Annotated in this window: 16 protein-coding genes; all 16 read right to left on the bottom strand. The window is 62.2% G+C overall.

Annotated elements, in window-relative coordinates; genetic code table 11:
- Positions 1-79: 79 nt before the first annotated feature.
- The 16 genes from G3T36_RS17720 to G3T36_RS17645 all read right to left on the bottom strand — a co-directional run bounded on the left by G3T36_RS17720 (position 80) and on the right by G3T36_RS17645 (position 17,269).
- A complete protein-coding gene (locus G3T36_RS17720; protein WP_163291192.1) occupies positions 80-1,147 on the bottom strand; it encodes an ADP-ribosylglycohydrolase family protein in 1,068 nt (355 codons plus the stop codon).
- Entirely contained in the window at positions 1,140-2,141 is a 1,002-nt protein-coding gene (locus G3T36_RS17715; RefSeq protein WP_163291191.1) for an ADP-ribosylglycohydrolase family protein, read from the bottom strand. Before G3T36_RS17715 ends, G3T36_RS17720 begins: the two co-directional genes overlap by 8 nt.
- Positions 2,138-3,022, bottom strand: coding sequence for a PfkB family carbohydrate kinase (locus G3T36_RS17710; protein WP_163291190.1), 885 nt, complete (start codon positions 3,020-3,022; stop codon positions 2,138-2,140). The genes G3T36_RS17715 and G3T36_RS17710 overlap by 4 nt, the downstream gene beginning before the upstream one ends.
- Complete coding sequence (locus G3T36_RS17705) at positions 3,019-3,939, bottom strand: carbohydrate ABC transporter permease (RefSeq protein ID WP_163291189.1); 921 nt, start codon at positions 3,937-3,939, stop codon at positions 3,019-3,021. The genes G3T36_RS17710 and G3T36_RS17705 overlap by 4 nt, the downstream gene beginning before the upstream one ends.
- Positions 3,936-4,892 carry a carbohydrate ABC transporter permease gene (locus G3T36_RS17700; RefSeq protein WP_240148640.1) on the bottom strand — a complete coding sequence of 319 codons (957 nt, stop codon included), beginning with the start codon at positions 4,890-4,892 and terminating at the stop codon, positions 3,936-3,938. Before G3T36_RS17700 ends, G3T36_RS17705 begins: the two co-directional genes overlap by 4 nt.
- A complete protein-coding gene (locus tag G3T36_RS17695) occupies positions 4,892-6,304 on the bottom strand; it encodes an ABC transporter substrate-binding protein (RefSeq protein WP_163291188.1) in 1,413 nt (470 codons plus the stop codon). Before G3T36_RS17695 ends, G3T36_RS17700 begins: the two co-directional genes overlap by 1 nt.
- 43 nt (positions 6,305-6,347) lie before the next feature.
- Positions 6,348-7,715 (bottom strand): ADP-ribosylglycohydrolase family protein, encoded by a 1,368-nt coding sequence (locus G3T36_RS17690; RefSeq protein WP_205245084.1) that lies wholly within the window; start codon positions 7,713-7,715, stop codon positions 6,348-6,350.
- A 32-nt stretch (positions 7,716-7,747) separates the two neighbouring features.
- Positions 7,748-8,773, bottom strand: coding sequence for a LacI family DNA-binding transcriptional regulator (locus G3T36_RS17685; protein WP_163291187.1), 1,026 nt, complete (start codon positions 8,771-8,773; stop codon positions 7,748-7,750).
- Between the two features lie 870 nt (positions 8,774-9,643).
- The gene (locus G3T36_RS17680) at positions 9,644-10,369 is read right to left on the bottom strand and encodes a substrate-binding domain-containing protein (RefSeq protein ID WP_163291186.1); all 726 of its coding nucleotides are present in this window, start codon (positions 10,367-10,369) and stop codon (positions 9,644-9,646) included.
- Between the two features lie 32 nt (positions 10,370-10,401).
- Positions 10,402-10,662 carry an ADP-ribosylglycohydrolase family protein gene (locus G3T36_RS17675; protein ID WP_163291185.1) on the bottom strand — a complete coding sequence of 87 codons (261 nt, stop codon included), beginning with the start codon at positions 10,660-10,662 and terminating at the stop codon, positions 10,402-10,404.
- Positions 10,659-11,543 (bottom strand): PfkB family carbohydrate kinase, encoded by an 885-nt coding sequence (locus G3T36_RS17670; RefSeq protein ID WP_163291184.1) that lies wholly within the window; start codon positions 11,541-11,543, stop codon positions 10,659-10,661. The genes G3T36_RS17675 and G3T36_RS17670 overlap by 4 nt, the downstream gene beginning before the upstream one ends.
- Positions 11,540-12,448: a carbohydrate ABC transporter permease gene (locus G3T36_RS17665; RefSeq protein ID WP_205245083.1), complete on the bottom strand. Its 909-nt coding sequence runs from the start codon at positions 12,446-12,448 to the stop codon at positions 11,540-11,542. The genes G3T36_RS17670 and G3T36_RS17665 overlap by 4 nt, the downstream gene beginning before the upstream one ends.
- Complete coding sequence (locus G3T36_RS17660) at positions 12,445-13,401, bottom strand: carbohydrate ABC transporter permease (protein WP_205245082.1); 957 nt, start codon at positions 13,399-13,401, stop codon at positions 12,445-12,447. The genes G3T36_RS17665 and G3T36_RS17660 overlap by 4 nt, the downstream gene beginning before the upstream one ends.
- Entirely contained in the window at positions 13,401-14,813 is a 1,413-nt protein-coding gene (locus G3T36_RS17655) for an ABC transporter substrate-binding protein (protein ID WP_163291183.1), read from the bottom strand. Before G3T36_RS17655 ends, G3T36_RS17660 begins: the two co-directional genes overlap by 1 nt.
- 30 nt (positions 14,814-14,843) lie before the next feature.
- On the bottom strand, positions 14,844-16,211 hold the full coding sequence (locus G3T36_RS17650) for an ADP-ribosylglycohydrolase family protein (RefSeq protein ID WP_205245081.1): 1,368 nt from the start codon (positions 16,209-16,211) through the stop codon (positions 14,844-14,846).
- A 32-nt stretch (positions 16,212-16,243) separates the two neighbouring features.
- On the bottom strand, positions 16,244-17,269 hold the full coding sequence (locus tag G3T36_RS17645) for a LacI family DNA-binding transcriptional regulator (protein ID WP_163291182.1): 1,026 nt from the start codon (positions 17,267-17,269) through the stop codon (positions 16,244-16,246).
- Positions 17,270-17,353 lie beyond the last annotated feature (84 nt).

Genomic DNA, 17,353 nt, shown 5'->3' with positions numbered 1-17,353 from the left:
CTCACTTCGTTGTTCGAATCGGACAGTTTTATTTGGTGCTTCGGTCCCGGGATTGCGGCAACAACCCCGGGACCGAAGTTCAGGAAGCCACTTCGAGAACGTTGACCAGCTGCTCCGCGACGGCACGCAGACGAACGCCCGCCGTGGAGGGGACGGTGTATCCGCGAAGCGTCTCGACGCGGTCGCGCCAAGTCGCCGGGATTGCAGAGGTGCCGTACGCGGCGCCGATGAGCGCGCCGACCATCGCGGGCATCGTGTCCGCCTGCTTAGGGACCAGGTTCGCGATTCCGAGGGCTTCAGCGAACGACTGCGACTCGCGCGCGATGATCAAGGCGAGCGGGAGCGTCTCAGCAGCGATGTTGCCGAAGTTGTACTCTAGGTTCGCGACCTCGTCGTTCCAGGCGGGGATCGCGGCTATCAGCGAGCCGGCATCGGCGAAGATTTCCTCGGCGAGCTCGAGCTTGCGTCCAAGCCACGAGTCGCTGACGATCTCCTCTCGAGCTCGCTCTGCGGCGTCCCGGAGGGTGCCTCCGGCCGCCGTCAGGGCGATCGCGGCTGCAAACGCGGCGGCCGCGTCCACACCAACACCGTCGTTCGTGATCGATGCGAGACGGCGGGCCACGGCGGCGGCCGTTTCCGGGTCTCCAGCGTAGGCGAGACCGACCGGCAGCGAGCGCGCTACGGCGGAGTCGTCATAGAAGTGCGGGTTGTCCCGTCCGGTCGCGGGAGGTGTCAGCCCTTCGATGCTGTTGAGGATCGCTGAGCGATCGGCGACAGATCCCCAGTAGCCATCGGCTTGCGGAAGGACGATCTGAAGCCATGCTGCGAAAAGCTCCCCTGTCTCCGGCTCGTTCCGGGCTACGTCGATGCGGTTCTGGAACGCGCGTAGCAGCACGGCGGCTCCGAGCGCGGCCTGCTCAGCGTCATCCGTTGCCGAGAATTCACCTGCACTCAACGGAGCGGCGTGCGTGAAGGGAAGGGGGAACTTGTTGATCTGGGCGTCATCCATTTCGACGGCCTGGCTCCAGAGCAGACTCCTGCTTGCGCCCGCGTGGGCCATCTTGTGATATCTCGACGGAAAGCCGGAGGCGTCTCCGGATGCTAGCCCGAGCAGGGCCCCATGGGCGCGGTTAGCAAGTTCAGTCATTGGACAGTACCTTTCGCTCGTCGACCGAATCGGCGATCTCATCTGCAAGTTCCCACAGGTCGACACCGGCCATCGCGGCGATGCAACTTCCGCGCAGCGGGCCGAGCCGGTCCTTCCACTCGGATGGAATCGCGTCGACCCCGTTGAGAGCGCCAGCCATCGCGCCGGCCATCGCCGCGATTGTGTCGGCGTCGCGGCCGATGTTCACTCCGCCGAGGACGGCCTCCGAGTAGTCGCCTTCGGCAATCGCGAACACGCCGAAAGCTAAGGCGATCGCCTCCGGGGCGACGTCCGCCCATGGATAGTGGAAGATCGCAACGCGACGTTCCAGCTCGTCCAGTCGTTCCTCAACTGTGCCGGTCCCCTCGGCGATGGCGATAGCCTTCTCGATCATTCGCCTGGTCCACGAGTCAGGCGGCGTAACATCGATGCCTGCCTGAACGATGTGCCGCCAATCGGTCGAGACGATCGCTGCTGCTGTTGCCGCCGCGATAGCTTGGCTCGCCCAGATTCCGTCGCGCGCGTGACTCACCTGCGCGTCGATTCCTGCCAGGCGAGCTGCTTCGACCGGATTGCCCGCGGCATACGCCCCGATCGGAGCCACTCGCATCCCAGAGCCGTCGCTCCACATTTCGTGGTTGTCGGTACCTGACGCTGGCGGGAGCAACCCTTTGGCGAGGTTGTGAATCGCCTCCATTTCGGAGAATCCTCCTCCGTCGAATGGGGTCACTTGATCAACCAGCGCTTCGATCCATCCTCGGGCAACGTCGTTGACGGTAATGTCCGGGCCAGCCTTGAGAAGGATCTGTGCGGTCATTGCTGCGTACTCGGTGTCGTCCGTGCCGGCTGGATCATCTGACACGTATCCCGTGACCCGACCATATTTTGCGCGAATGGCTGCGCGAGTCATCCCCTCGGTTGGAGCGCCAAGTGCGTCCCCGATCGCTTGGCCGAGCACCGCGCCTCGAATCCGATTGCGTGTTGCCTCGTTCACTGGTTCTCTACTCTCTCCAGACGCAACGCGTCATCGACGGCTTGTTTTGTTGGTATTGAAGGCACGGCGCCTTGCTCCTCGACGGACAGTGAGCCAGCGACGCTCGCTCGTCGGGCGGCGGTCTCGTAGTCGGCCCCGGCCGCGATCGCGGCTGCGAAGAAGCCGACGAATGTGTCGCCCGCGCCTGTGGAGTCGATCGAGATCGTCTTCCTTGCATCGATGCGCACACTGGACTCTCCGCGAATGTCCAGCTTCACACCGTCGGCTCCCAGGGTTGTTATCACACATGGAACGGGAAGGTCCGATGCATGAAGTTGCTCTGCTTCGTGCTCGTTGACGATCAGTACATCGACTGCGGCGAGAATTGCCGCCGGAACCGCCCGGACCGGAGTCGGGTTTAGGACGACAGCCGTCCCAGCCTCCCAGGCTGTGGACACGGCGTCCTCGACGACGCTGTCCGGAACCTCGAGCTGGCAGACGAGGACTCCGGACGCGCGAATGAGCTCCCGCTCGTCCTCGGCCAGGCGGCGCAGAGTGCCGTTGGCTCCGGGAACGATCACGATGTTGTTTTCGCCAGCCGCGTCGATCGTGACGAAGGCGGTGCCTGTTGGGCCTTCCTCGCGTCTGAGGCGGGTCGGGTTCATCTGCTCACCGGCGACCACGTCGATGATTATCTTGCCGTGCGCGTCGTTTCCGATCGCGGCCACGAGTTGTGTATCTGCTCCGGCTCGTCGCGCCGCTACAGCTTGGTTCAATCCCTTTCCCCCGGGATAGACCTCCAACGAGTCGGCGGTTACGGTTTCGCCCGGCGCAGGAATACGGGCGACTCTCGTGACGATGTCGACGTTCGCGCTTCCGACGACCGTGACCTTGCCGGTCACCCTTTCACTCCGGAGGATGCGAGGCCGCTGATGAACCTCCGCTGCATCAACAGGAACAGCAGGATCACGGGAATGATCATGATGAGCCCGGCCGCGTCAGTCACGCCGTAGAGCCGGGTGAATCCTTGCTGGAACTGCAGGAAGGCGGTAGAGATCGGCAGGTTGTCCGGCGACGAAATGAAGATCACCGCGAAGAAGAGCTCGCCGTAGACTGCGAGCCCGACGACGAGGCCGGCGGTGAGGAAACCCGGCCGTGCGAGCGGAAGCATAACCTTCGTTGCGATCTGCCATTCGTTCGCGCCGTCGAGCCTCGCGGCCTCGTCTAGCTCTCGCGGAATACCGACGATGAAAGTCTCCAGCAGCAACGTTGCGAACGGTGTGTTGAGCGCGGTGTAGATCAGAATGAGCCCGAACAGGTTGTCATACAGGCCGAGGTTGGTCCACATGAAGAACAGCGGCACCAGAAACATTTGCGCCGGTAGGGAGATAACGATCAGCAGATAGAACGAGATGCCACGCTTGAAGGGCACGTTAAGCCGGGCCAGCGCGTAAGCGGCCATTCCGGCGCAAATCCAGACGCCGATCACGGTACCAACGACAAGGATTGCACTATTCCCGAGGCCTTGCCCCAGTCGGCCCAACGTCCACGCGGTCTCGAAGTTGGACAAGTCCCACGAGCTCGGGAGTCCGAGCGGGTTGGTTGCGAGTTCAGTGTCCGACTTGAACGCGTTGAAGAAGAGCACCAGGACCGGCAGCACTGCGAAAAGCGCAAGGACGGTGAGTGCGATGACCGACAAGGGAGCACGTTTGAGTCCGCCGGGGCGTGCGTCCAATTCACTCTTCGAGCGACGATCGTGTCGTCGAGTCGAACTGTGCGACGGCAGGTGAATGGATTGAGTGTCGTTTGATGCGGTCATGATTCGTCCTCCCTACGGCGGAGCAGACCAATGACGACGAGGATAATCCCGCCGAGCACGGACATTGTGAGCCCCATGAACGCTGCGTACCCGGCTTCGTTGGCTCCGAAAGCCGTGCGATTGACGAGCAGAGAAACCAGGTCGCTGGAACCGGCCGGGCCACCGCCGGTCAGTGCGTAGGCATAGTCGAAGGCGAGCAGCGACCAAAGAGAAATTATGGTGAGGGCGAACACGAGTGTTGGACGGATCCCCGGGAGAGTGACGTGCCAGAATTCCTGCCACGCGTTCGCCCCGTCGATGCGGGCGGCCTCATAGCGCGAGCCGTCGATATTCGTCGTGGCCGCCAGAAAGAGGACGACGAGGAAGCCCCAGAAGTGCCAATTGTCGACGAACATGACACTTCCGAGCGACAGGTTCGGGTCGCCGAAGAAGTACACGTTGTCCAGCCAGTGGATACCGATCTTGTCCAGCGCGGCGGCCAGGCCGGCCTGCGGGTCGAGGATGTTCTTCCAGATCGCGGCGTTGACGACGCTGGCGATCAGATAAGGGATGAAGAACAGCACCCGAAACAATGTCGCGCTGCGACGCACGCGGGACAGAGCGAACGCACCGTAGAGACCCATCGCGATCGGCACGGTTAGGAAGAAGAGCATGTAGATGAAGTTGTGGGTCAGCGCGTTCCAGAACGATTGATCCTGGAACAGTCGTACGGCGTTGTCGAGGCCGTTGAATTTGGCTGGGCCGAGACCGGACCAGTCGGTGAATGCGTAATACAGGTTCGAGATCGCGGGGCCGCCGATCACGACGAGGTTGAGCACGAGGGCGGGCGCCATGAACAGCAGCCCGACCCATGCGCCGCGTCGCCTCAGGCGGCGTCGGCGCCCGCGGGCGAGGCTTGCAGCCTCGCCCGCGGCCTCAACCGCAGCAGCTCCGGTCATGGTTGTGGAACTCATTAGCCGAGCGACTTTCCTGTCGAATAGATTGTCGGGAGTGTGGCCTTCTGCACGTCACCCTTGTACGCGGCCTGTAGGCCGTTGAGGTAGTCCGTCGTCGACAGGCTGCCGGCGAGGACTTTGTCAGTGTTGTCGACGATGTACTGGTCTGCCTGGCCGCCCCACGACGTCCATGTGGTGTAGCCGACCGCTCCTTGCTCACTTGCTTTTGCGAGTTCGGTGTACTCACGTGCGATCTTCGGGTCCACGTTGGAGGGGATCTCCGACGGATTGATTTTCACCGGCATGGCGTCGGACCCCGTGTTCGCGACCTGGTCCCACATCGTCTTGGTGTCCTTGAGGTTCCAGTCGAGGTAGAGCTCGGCTGCGTGAGCGTTCTTGGTGTTCTTGTTCACCGAGAGCACGTTGCCGATGGACAACGGGTAAGTGACCGGCACACCGTCGGCCAGCGAGGGCAACGGCGCCCAGTCGAACTCGCTGTTCGCCTTCTTGAAGTAGTCAGGAAGGGTCACGAACTCCCACGAGCCGGAGATGTACATGCCAGCCTGGCCACTCGCGAACTGAGTGTACTTCTGTGGGTCGGTCGTGGAGAAGTACTTCTTCACGCCGCCGCCGAACCAGCCCTTGTCGAAGTAGCTCTTCAGCCGGTTGATCGAGTCGGCGAACGCGGGGTCGGTCCAATTGGCCGACCCGGTGAGCGCGTCGTGGACCTTGGCCGCGCCGGCGACATCATTGAAGAACGCGCTGACGAGCCACTCGGTTCCGGCTGGATAGTCGGAGTTGCCGGCCGCAAACGGGGTGATGCCCTGCGCCTCCATCTTCGCCGCGAGATCCTCAACCTCTTGCTGGTTCGTCGGCGGCGTCCACCCGTTCTTCTGGAACAGGGTCTTGTTATAGAACAGGAGCAGCGTCTCGTAGCCCTGCGGAAGCGTGACCGTCTTGCCGTCGACCTTGCTCACTTCGGATGCCCACGGGAGAAGGGTGTCACTCCACTTGTTGGCCGTTGCGAACGAGCTCAGGTCGGAGAGATAGCCGGCCTTCGCGTACGTGATCTGGTTGGAGATACCGGACGCAGTGACAATGTCCGGGCCCTTGCCTGCAGCCAACGCGACCTGAATCTGCTGGTTGATCGTGTTGACGTTTTTCTGGACCGCTTGCAGGTCGACTTTCGGATACTTCTTCTGGTACGGGGTGATGTTGTACTTGATGAAGTTGGCCACACCCTTTGCGTCGGGTGTGTTCGGGGCGTACCAGTAGCTCAGCGTGCCAGTCGGCGCGCCGGTAGTGCTACCCGCGGTTCCACTGCTGGTGCAGGCGGCTAGCGCCGCAGCAACCGCGATAGCGATCGCCCCGGCTTTGAGGAGCCGTCGGCGCGATGTGGTGCTGCGCGCGGGTCGGATGGTGCGAGGCATCTTCGTCTCTTTCTCTTGGGGTGGGGTTTTCTCTTGCTGGGGTTTACTTGAGGCCGTTGAGTGCGAGGCTCGTGGTCCGGTCGGCCAGGTCGGAGATCACGGAGTTGTCGAAACCGAAGAGAGCCGAGCGAGTTCGGTTCTCGAGCGGTGCGATGAGATTGTCGGGCAGGTTCTTGGTACCGGCGATAACACCGAGGACTGAACCGACCGTTGCGCCGTTGGAGTCGGTGTCCCAACCGCTCATGACGACGCGGCCGACACCAGTGAGGAAGTCGTCGTCGGACCAGAGCAGCGCGGCGGCAACCGCCGCAGCGTTGTTGATCGTGTGGACCCACGAGTAGTGGCCGTATGCGGCCTGGATGTCGGAGAGGGCCGCGTCCCACGTGACTCCGGACGCTTTCAGTTCGAGCGTGTGCCGGAGGGCTTCGGCAAGGCGGGACTGTGGTGGCACCACGGCGATCGACTGTTCGACGGCCTGTATGGCGGAGGTGGCAGTGAACGCAGCGGCGACGAGGGCAGCTGCCCACATCTCCCCGTAGATGCCGTTCCCGACGTGGGAAAGCGATGCGTCCTGGAAGGAGAGCATCGCAGCGGCCCACGGGTTGCCGGCGTGGACGTAGCCGAACACATCACCGCGGATCTGCGCACCAATCCATTCACGGTATGGGTTGCGGCGTCGGGCGACGTCGGGGCCGGTGAATCCCTCGATCATGTTGACGTAGGCGGCGCGTTCGGCGGTGAACACCTGCTCGATGGGGAACAGCTGTGTCCATGCGGCACCGACGTGCTCCGGCCGCAGGCCGCTGCCGTGGGTTTCAAGCAGGTGCAGGGCCAGGATGGCGTAGTCGATGTCATCGTCGCGTGCGGAGCCTTTGACGTTGCCGCGAGTGGTCTCGGGCCAGCAGGCCGTGAGCGTGAACCCCTCCGGCATCGGGTCGAGTACCGGGATATAGTCGCGCAGCGGATAGGCGTCAGCCAGGATCAGGTACTCGCGGATGTGCTCAGCCGTCCAATGGCTGCCCCACTCGACGGGCTTGCCGACGTTGCAGCCCGCGATCCGGCCGAGCCAGGCGGCGTTGATCTTGTCGCGCAGCGTCGTTTCTGGGAGCGACCGCGCGGGTGTCCGCGCGCTCAAGCTGCCCTCGATGCCTTCGAGCGTATCGGGCTCGACATAGGTCCAGCCGGGGAGACGCTCCGCCGACTCCATCCGATCGACGAGGTCGAGAACTGCCCCGCTGTCTTCGGGATCGGTCAGGTTTGCCTCCCGAACGAACGCGTCGACGTCGTAGCCCGTCTCGCGTCGTTGCGCCACCTCGTCGTGGAGTAGATCGCGCGGGGAGAGCGCGTTGAAGAACTTGGACTGGAAGTCAGAGCTGAGTTCGACGGCAGCAGAAACGTCGGTATTTGTCACGAGGTGATTGCTTTCTTGTTGTGGGTGGAGAGTTACGCCGAGCCGCGCGCGATCAGGTGGGTCGGAAGCGCGGTGTGCTCGAAGGGAACATCAGGATGTTCGATTCGCCGCATCAGCGCGTCGGCGCACGCGTAGCCGACGAGAGTCGCGGGGTTGATGATCGTGGTGAGCCTGGGGCTGACATGTTTCGCGGTGGGGATGTCATCGAATCCGATCACTGCGAGGTCGGTGGGAACTGCGAGACCCCGATCACGCGCCGCCTCGAGGACCCCGATGGCGATGAGGTCGTTGGCGCACATGATCGCGGCCGGCCTGTTCGATCGTCCGAGAAGGCGGTCAGCCGCGTCGTACCCGGTTTCGAGCGTGTAACTGGACGCGAATTCGATCCAGTTTTCGTTGACGCGAAGGCCCGCTTCGGTCAATTCGTCGCGGAATCGTTGCATTCGGCCAGTACCGGGGATGGATCCGACTGGGCCACTGACGTAGCCGATGTCGGTGACGCCCTGATTGCGGAGGTGTTCAACCGCTTCACGAATCCCAATCGAGTCGTCCGTGCCGACCTCGTCGGCACGGAGCTGCCGAATCTCATGCTCCGGCGATTCGAGCGACTCGCCGGTCAGGAGCACGAGCGGCATCGTCGGTCCCACGACGCTCCTGATCCGCTCCGGAGAAAGCGCCATCGTGCCCATGATGACGCCGTCGACGCTGCGGGAGCGCATCTCCTCGAGCACGCGCACTTCGGTCTCGGGGTCTCCATCGGTGTTGCCGATGAAGGAGACATATCCGTGTGCGCCGATGCGGTCATGGATTGCGCGAGCTACGGCCGGGTAGTAGGGGTTCGCAATGTCGTTGACGAGGAGGGAGATCGTCCTGGTCTCTTGCCGGCGCAAACCACGCGCGACGAGATTGGGGCGATAGTTCATCGCTTCCGCGATTTCGAAGACACGCTGGCGAGTCTCTGCCGACACGTACCGCGCACCCGAAAGTGCGTTGGACGCAGTCGAGGGACTGACTCCCGCTCGAAGCGCGACGTCTTTGAGACCCACTTCCAATGACATGACTTCCCTGTCTGTAATCGTCCCGAATCGATTTATATAAATCGATTTTGGCTCTTGGCGCGAACAGTATGAGCGGCGATCGCCCTGGTGTCAAGTAGCAGGTTGGAATTAGCTTTTCGCCCGCTACGCTCGCCATTGATTCTCGGACGGAAGCTATAGGGGAGCCCGTGAATCGGCCTGATTCGATGCGGCAAACATTGCCGTCGCAGAAGGGTCAGCTCCCCGGGTGAATTGGTGAACAAGGCGCTGGGCAGCAACGTCCGGTCGTACAAGTGGTTCCGACACATCTGATCCTTGCAATGAATCGGGTGAGGCTCTCTCGCCTGAGTGTCGCGATGCCCAACGACGAGCGGTACTCAGGATGCGTGCAATCGTCATGACAATCCGCCCTCGTCGTCTGGCGTGAACAGTCTCGAAAGGGTTCGGTGGGGACCGGCTTCACGAGGGCGCCCGCGGTAGACCCACGTTGCGTAGTCATGGTCGCGGCGAAGCGCGCACCGACAGCGAACCTTGATGGTCTCACCGTTCCGGGAACGGTAGATCTCGACGTGCGAGACCCTCAACGGGCCGTTGAAGGCGGGTGTGCTGTCGTCATCTTCGACGTTGGACATCGGACTTTCCTCTCTCCAGTGCGGGAATGTATCCGTTGCAAGCAACTGTGGGACTTTGTGTTCTCGGGCGAAGGTGGCTGCAGCCGGAAGGGGGCGGGGGGTTCCTTCCGGCTACAGACCTTTGGGGTGGCCCGCAGCCGAACTACCGAATCCTCGTCGTGCGGACCTGACCGTCAAGGCCGAGCGACAGCCCGCGTCGACCGTGAAGGTGGTCCTTGAGATGCGATGCCAGTTTGAACGGTTCAGGATGGTGGACGCGCTACCCCCTCCGAGACCCGGGGGTCCGCAGACCCGTTCTCTCGAATGCTGATCTCGACGAATCTGAAACGAGCGCGTCGATCAGGGAGGCTGCAGACAAGGTCCGCGACGATCTGGTTGCGATCGCCACGGCGTAATTAGTACCGCGCTGGAGGTCAGCTGGAAATGCGTCCATAGCCTGGACCCCAGCGACTTTCGCCAACTCACTCAATTCTTGAATAGCTACATCAGCTCTGCCGTCGCTGAGGGCGGTCGCTGTCAATCCGTCCTTGAAGATGGTTGCTCTCGAGCAGATTTCGTCCCGAAGGCCGAACCGGGAGAGCATCGTCTCGAAGTAGATTCCGCTCGCTTCTGATGGCGAGTAGGCGACCGATCGGGCGGACAAGAGAAACGCCAGAAATGACGCTATCGTTTCGAATCGGCGTACGACGCGCCCTTCGACAACCGCAATACCTATAGCAGAACTCGCTACCGCTGTAGCTGAGTTCCGGAGGAGTACACCCTGACGAGTGAACTCCTTAATCGAGCCGGTTGTGTCAATCAAGAGATCCGGCACTTCGCCAGCGCGAATGAGTTGTTCGATCACCGACGACGGCTCAAACCTCGCGCGAATTCCGATACCACTCGCAGCGCTGAAGGCAGGGAGTATGTCACGGGTAAGGGCGTCGCGAAGCGGCAGCGCGCTGAGCAGGACGAGTGAGTCTGAGTGTGAGATTGACATTGCCATCCGAACGCTCCCCCTCTCCGTCTTGCAGTTGATTAGGAAGGTACGTTGACTGCGTTGACGAGTTGTTCAGCGAGGGCACGTAAGTGCACTCCTGACGTGGCCGGGACCCCGTAGCCTGCGGCGTATTCGGTGTCGTCAGTTCCGGCTGGATCGCTCGACAGGAACCCACTGACACGGCCGAACGTCGTTCGGAGGTCCGCGCGGCTCATGCTCTCGGTCGGAGCGCCGAGCTCATTCCCAATCACCTGACCGAGCACGTCCGCCTGGATTCTCCTGCGGGTTTCCTCGTTCATGAGTTCCCTACTCTCTCGATATGCAACGTGTCATTGACCGTTTGCGTCGTCGGGATGGATGAAACCGCACCCTGTTCCTCGACGGACAAGGAGCCCGCGATACTCGCGCGATGGGCGGCGGTCTCGTAGTCAGCTCCGGCGGCGATTCCTGCGGCGAAGTATCCGACAAAGGTGTCGCCGGCGCCGGTGCTGTCGATTGCGAAGGTCTTTCTGGCTGGGATCCTCACGAGAGGCTTCCCGCTGACTGCCAGGGTCGCGCCACGCGAACCCAGAGTGGTCACCACACACGGGACGGGCATATCCGTCACACGCAACTGCTCTGCTTCGTGTTCGTTGACGATCAGCACGTCGACTGCGGCGATGATCGCGGCGGACACAGGCCGGACCGGGGTCGGGTTCAGGACGACTTTCACTCCTGCGGACAGTGCGGTCCTGACTGCGTCGTCGACCGCGCTGTCCGGGACTTCCAGCTGGCAAACGAGGACATCGGAGGAGCGTACGAGCTCCCTCTCGTCCTCGGTAAGACGCCGGAGCGCCGCGTTTGCGCCCCGAAGGATGACGATATTGTTTTCACCTGCAGCGTCGATCGTTACGACCGCCGACCCCGACGGCCCGTCTACGCGTCGAAGTCGTGCTGGATTCATGCCTTCTCGGTTCACCGCATCGACCAGCAGTTGCGCATGGTCGTCGCCGCCGACCGCGGCGACCAACTCGGTGACGGCACCCGCCCGTCGGGCAGCGACCGCCTGGTTCAAGCCTTTCCCGCCGGCGTACACGTCCACCGAATCGGCTGTGACCGTCTCGCCGGGCGCTGGAATGCGTGCCACCCGGTAGACAAGGTCGACGTTCGCGCTTCCGACGACGGTGACTCTGCCAGTCACCCCTTTACTCCGGACGACGCCAGGCCGCTGATGAATCTGCGCTGCATCAGAAGGAACAAGAGGATCACCGGGATGATCATGATGAAGCCGGCTGCATCGGTCACTCCATAGAGCCTCGTGAAGCCCTGTTGGAACGACAGGAACGCGGTGGAAATCGGTAGGTTGTTGGGCGATGAGATGAAGATCACCGCGAAGAACAGCTCACCGTAGACCGCTAGCCCAACGACGAGGCCGGCGGTGAGGAACCCGGGCCGGGATAGCGGAAGCATGACCTTCGTTGCGACCTGCCACTCGTTCGCCCCATCCAGTCGCGCGGCCTCGTCGAGCTCTTTCGGAATACCGACAAGGAAGGTTTCCAAAAGGAGCGTTGCGAAGGGAGTGTTCAAGGCCGTGTAGATCAGGATCAGCCCGAACAGGTTGTCATAGAGTCCGAGGTTCGTCCACATGAAGAACAGCGGTACTAGGAACATCTGCGCCGGCAACGAGATCACGATCAACAGGTAGAACGAGATGCCACGTTTAAACGGGACATTCAACCTGGCTAGCGCATACGCTGCCATGCCTGCGCAGATCCAGACGCCAATGACCGTACCGACCACAAGGATGGCACTGTTCGCGAGGCCCTGTCCCAGGTTGCCCATTGTCCACGCAGTCTCGAAGTTGGAAAGGTCCCACGACTGCGGGAATCCAATCGGGTTTGTCGCGAGCTCGGTGTCGCTCTTGAATGAGTTGAAGAAGAGCACCAGGACCGGCAGGATGGCAAAAAGCGCGAGCAAAGTCAGCGCGATGACGGACAATGGTGCCCGCTTGAGTCCTCCCGGACGGGCGTCCATGTCACCATTCGAACGGATCATACGGCGACGGGTCGAATGGTGGATGGTCTCAGTGTCAGGTGCCGCGGTCATGATTCGTCCTCTCTCCGGCGGAGCAGTCCGATGATGACGAGGATGATCCCGCCTAGCACGGACATCGTGAGCCCCATGAATGCTGCGTACCCGGCTTCGTTGGCACCGAATGCAGTTCGGTTGACGAGAAGAGATACCAAGTCGCTGGAGCCGGCTGGCCCGCCGCCGGTGAGTGCGTATGCATAGTCGAAGGCGAGAAGCGACCAGAGCGAGATGATCGTGAGAGCGAACACGAGGGTGGGTCGGATTCCCGGAAGCGTGACATGCCAGAATTCCTGCCAGGCGTTCGCTCCGTCGATCCGGGCGGCTTCATAGCGGGAGCCATCGATGTTCGTCGTGGCAGCGAGGAATAGCACGACAAGAAATCCCCAGAAATGCCAATTGTCCACGAACATGACACTGCCAAGCGACAAGTTGGGGTCGCCGAAGAAGTACACGTTGTCCAACCAGTGGATCCCCACCTTGTTCAACGCGGCTGCCAGTCCCGCCTCAGGCGCGAGGATGTTCTTCCAGATCGCGGCATTGACAACGCTGGCGATCAGGTAGGGGATGAAGAACATCACCCTGAACAGCGAAGCGCTACGGCGCACTCTCGACAAGGCGAACGCCCCGTACAGCCCCATCGTGATCGGCACGGTAAGGAAGAAGATCATGTAAATGAAGTTGTGGGTCAGCGCATTCCAGAACCCTTGATCCTGGAAGAGTCTCACTGCATTATCGAGTCCGTTGAACTTGGCAGGGCCGAGTCCGGACCAGTCAGTGAATGCGTAGTAGAAGTTCGAGATCGACGGGCCGCCGATCACGATGAGGTTGAGTACAAGGGCGGGCGCCATGAAGAGCAGCCCGACCCAGGCACCGCGTCGCTTCAGGCGGCGACGGCGCCCGCGGGCGAGACGTGAAGCCTCGCCCGCGGCGTCAACCGCAGCAGCACCGGTCATAATTGTGGAACTCATTAGCCTGCGGAACTTCCCGTCGAATAGACCGTCGGGACCGTACCCTTCTTGAGGTCGTCCTTGAATGCGGCGCTCAACCCCTTGAGGTAGTCCGACGTGGACAGGTCGCCGTTGAGCACCCTGTCGTTATTGTCGTTCATGTAGGCGTGGGACCTATCTCCCCACGATGTCCAGGTGGTGTAGCCGACGGCACCCTTCTCGCTTGCCTTCGCGAGTTCGGTGTACTGACGAGCTATCCGTGGATCCACCGTGGACGGGATGTCCGACGCACTGAATTTCACCGGCATGGCGTCGGCACCGGTCGCGGCCACCTGTCCCCACATGCTCTTGGTGTCCTTGAGGTTCCAGTCGAAGTACGTTTCGCCGGCGTGGGCGTTCTTCGTGTTCTTGTTCAGCGACAGAACGTTCCCGATCGACAGGGGATAAGTGATCGGAATCCCGTCTGCGAGCGACGGAAGAGGCGCCCAGTCGAACTCGCTGTTGGCCTTCTTGAAGTACTCAGGAAGGGTCATGAATTCCCAGGAGCCGGAGATGTACATTCCGGCCTGGCCGCTGGCGAACTGGGTGTACTTCTGAGGATCGGTGGTTGCGAAGTACTTCTTCACCCCTCCGCCGAACCATCCCTTGTCGAAGTAGCTCTTGAGTCGGTTGATGGCGTCCGCGAACGCCGGGTCGGTGAAGTCGATCTTCCCGGTGAGCGCGTCATGCACCTTGGTCGGACCTGCGACATCGTTGAGGAACGCGCTGACCAGCCAACCCGTGCCATGCGGGAAGTCGGAGTTGCCAGCTGCGAACGGGGTTATCCCCTTCGCCTCCATCTTTGCCGCCAGGTCCTCGACCTCCTGCTGGTTGGTCGGCGGGGTCCAGCCATTCTTTTCGAACAGGGTCTTGTTGTAGTACAAGAGAAGGGTCTCGTAGCCCTGCGGAAGGACCATCGTCTTCCCATTGACCTTGCTCATCTCGTTTGCCCAAGGCAGGAGCGTGTCGCTCCACTTGTTCGCGTCGGCGAAGGAGCTCAGGTCCTTGAGGTACTTCGCATTCGCGTAAGCCATCTGGTTCGAAATTCCCGACGACGTGACGATGTCGGGGCCTTTACCGGCAGCCAACGCCACCTGAACCTGCTGGTCAAGTGTGTTGACGTCGCGCTGGACGGCCTGTAGATCGACTTTCGGGTATTTCTCCTGGTAGGGGGTGATGTTGAACTTGATGAAGTTGGCCACTCCTGCGGCATCGGGAGTGGGCGGCGCGTACCAGTAGCTGAGCTGCCCGCTCGGCTCTCCGGTCGTGCTCGCCTTTGAACCGGCTGATGTGCAACCGGCAAGAGCGACTGCGACAGCCGCTGCGATCGCGCCGGCTCGGACGAGCCTTACGCGCGACGCACTGCTGCGCGCTGTGTTGGATGTGCGAGGCATCTTCGTCTCTTTCTCTTTCTCTTGTGGGGGTTAGGTTAGGCCGTTGAGTGCAAGGAAAGTGGTCCGATCGGCCAGGTCGGAGATCACGGAGTTGTCGAAACCGAAGAGAGCCGAACGGGTTCGGTTCTCGAGCGGTGCGATGAGATTGTCGGGAAGGTTCCTGGTGCCGGCGATGACACCGAGGACGGAGCCGACGGTGGCACCGTTGGAGTCGGTGTCCCAGCCGCTCATGACGACCCGGCCGACACCGGTGAGGAAGTCGTCATCGGACCAGAGCAACGCGACGGCGACAGCCGCAGCGTTGTTGATGGTGTGAACCCAGGAGTAGTGTCCGTACGCCGCCTCGATCTCGGCGAGGGCGGCATCCCAGGTGATCCCGGATGCTTTCAGTTCGAGGGTGTGGCGGAGCGCTTCGGCGAGGCGAGACTGCGGTGGCACCACGGCGATCGACTGTTCGACCGCTTCGGTGGCGGACGACGCAGTGAACGCTGCAGCGACAAGGGCGGCTGCCCACATTTCCCCGTAGATGCCGTTGCCAACGTGGGAGAGCGACGCGTCCTGGAAGGAGAGTTTCGCGGCTTCCCACGGACTACCGGCGTGGACATAGCCGAACACGTCGCCGCGGATCTGCGCGCCGATCCATTCACGGTAGGGGTTGCGCCGGCGGGCGACGTCCGAACCGGTGAATCCCTCGATCATGTTGACGTAGGCCGCCCTCTCGGCGGTGAACACCTGCTCGATGGGAAAGAGCCTCGTCCACGCAGCACCGACGTGCTCTGGGCGGAGGGCGGTGCCGTGGGTTTCGAGCAGGTGGAGCGCCAAGATGGGGTAGTCGATGTCGTCGTCGCGTGCGGAGCCCTTGACGTTGCCGCGGGTGGTCTCCGGCCAGCACGCGGTGAGGGTGAACCCCTCCGGCATAGGGTCGAGCATCGGCACGTAATCTCGTAACGGGTAGGCGTCGGCGAGGATCAGATACTCGCGGATGTGCTCAGCTGTCCAGTGGCTGCCCCACTCGACCGGCTTGCCGACGTTGCAGCCCGCGATCCGGCCGAGCCAGGCCGCGTTGATCTTGTCACGCAGCGTCGCCTCCGGCAGCGACCGGGCCGGCGTCTGGGCGCCCAGGGTGGCCGCGATGTCCTCGAGCGTGTCCGGCTCGACGTAGGTCCAGCCGGGGAGGCGTTCCGCGGACGCCATCCGATCGACGAGATCGAGGACCGCAGCACTATCGTGTGGATCGGTCAGATTCGCCTCCGAAACGAACGCGTTCACGTCGTAGCCCGTCTCGCGTCGTTGCGCCACCTCGTCGTGCAGCAGGTCACGCGGGGTGAGCGCGTTGAAGAACTTGGACTGGAAGTCGGAGCTGAGCTCGACGGCAGCAGAAACATCGATGTTCGTCACTGGGTGGTTGCTTTCTTGTTGTGGGTGGAGAGTTACGCCGAGCCGCGGGCGATCAGGTGGGTGGGAAGCGCGGTGTGCTCGAAGGGAACATCGGGATGTTCGATTCGCCGCATCAGCGCGTCGGCGCAGGCGTAGCCGACGAGAGTCGCGGGGTTGATGATCGTGGTGAGCCTCGGGCTGACGTGTTTTGCGGTCGGGATGTCGTCGAAACCCACCACCGCCAGATCGGTTGGGACAACGAGGCCCCGGTCGCGGGCGGCTTCAAGCACCCCGATAGCGATGAGATCGTTGGCGCACATGATCGCGGCCGGGCGATCCGACGGCGCGAGGAGACGTTCGGCGGCGTCGTAGCCGGTCTCCAGCGTGTAGCCCGAGGCGAACCCGATCCAGCGATCGTCGACACGAAGACCGGCGTCCTCCATCGCGTCACGGAACCGCTGCAGTCGATCCGTTCCAGGGATGGAGCCGAGCGGACCGCTGACGTAGCCGATGTCGGTGACACCCTTGTTCCTGAGGTGTGCGACCGCCTCGCGGATTCCGATCGAGTCGTCCGTGCCGACCTCATCGGCCCGGAGCTGGCGCACCTGATGCTCTGGGGATTCGAGCGCCTCACCGGTCAGCAGCACCAGCGGCATCGTCGGTCCGACGACGCTCCTGATCCGCTCCGACGACAGCGCCATCGTGCCCATGATCACGCCATCCACGCTGCGAGCCCGCATCTCCTCGAGCACCCGGACCTCGGCTTCGGGGTCGCCATCCGTGTTGCCGATGAACGACACGTAGCCGTGCGCACCGATTCGATCGTGGATGGCCCGTGCAACGGCCGGGTAGTACGGGTTGGAGATGTCGCCGACCAGAAGCGCGATCGTCTTGGTCTCCTGCCGGCGCAGAGCGCGGGCGACCAGGTTCGGGCGGTATTTCATCGCTTCCGCAACGGCGGATACCCGCTGACGCGTCTCCTTGGAAACGGGCCGGGCACCGGACAACGCATTTGATGCTGTCGCCGGGGATACGCCAGCGCGAAGCGCCACATCTTTGATACCCACTTCTAATGACATGACTTCCCTGTCCGTCTGAATCGATTTATATAAAACGATTTTGCACTTGGCGCAAGCGTCGTGAATCCCAGCTCGATAGGTCGG

The organism is Leifsonia tongyongensis (genome assembly GCF_010686705.1).
Taxonomy (GTDB): domain Bacteria; phylum Actinomycetota; class Actinomycetes; order Actinomycetales; family Microbacteriaceae; genus Diaminobutyricibacter; species Diaminobutyricibacter tongyongensis.
The sequence above is the reverse complement of the archived record's forward strand: the minus strand, read 5'-3'. Positions and strand labels throughout refer to the sequence as shown.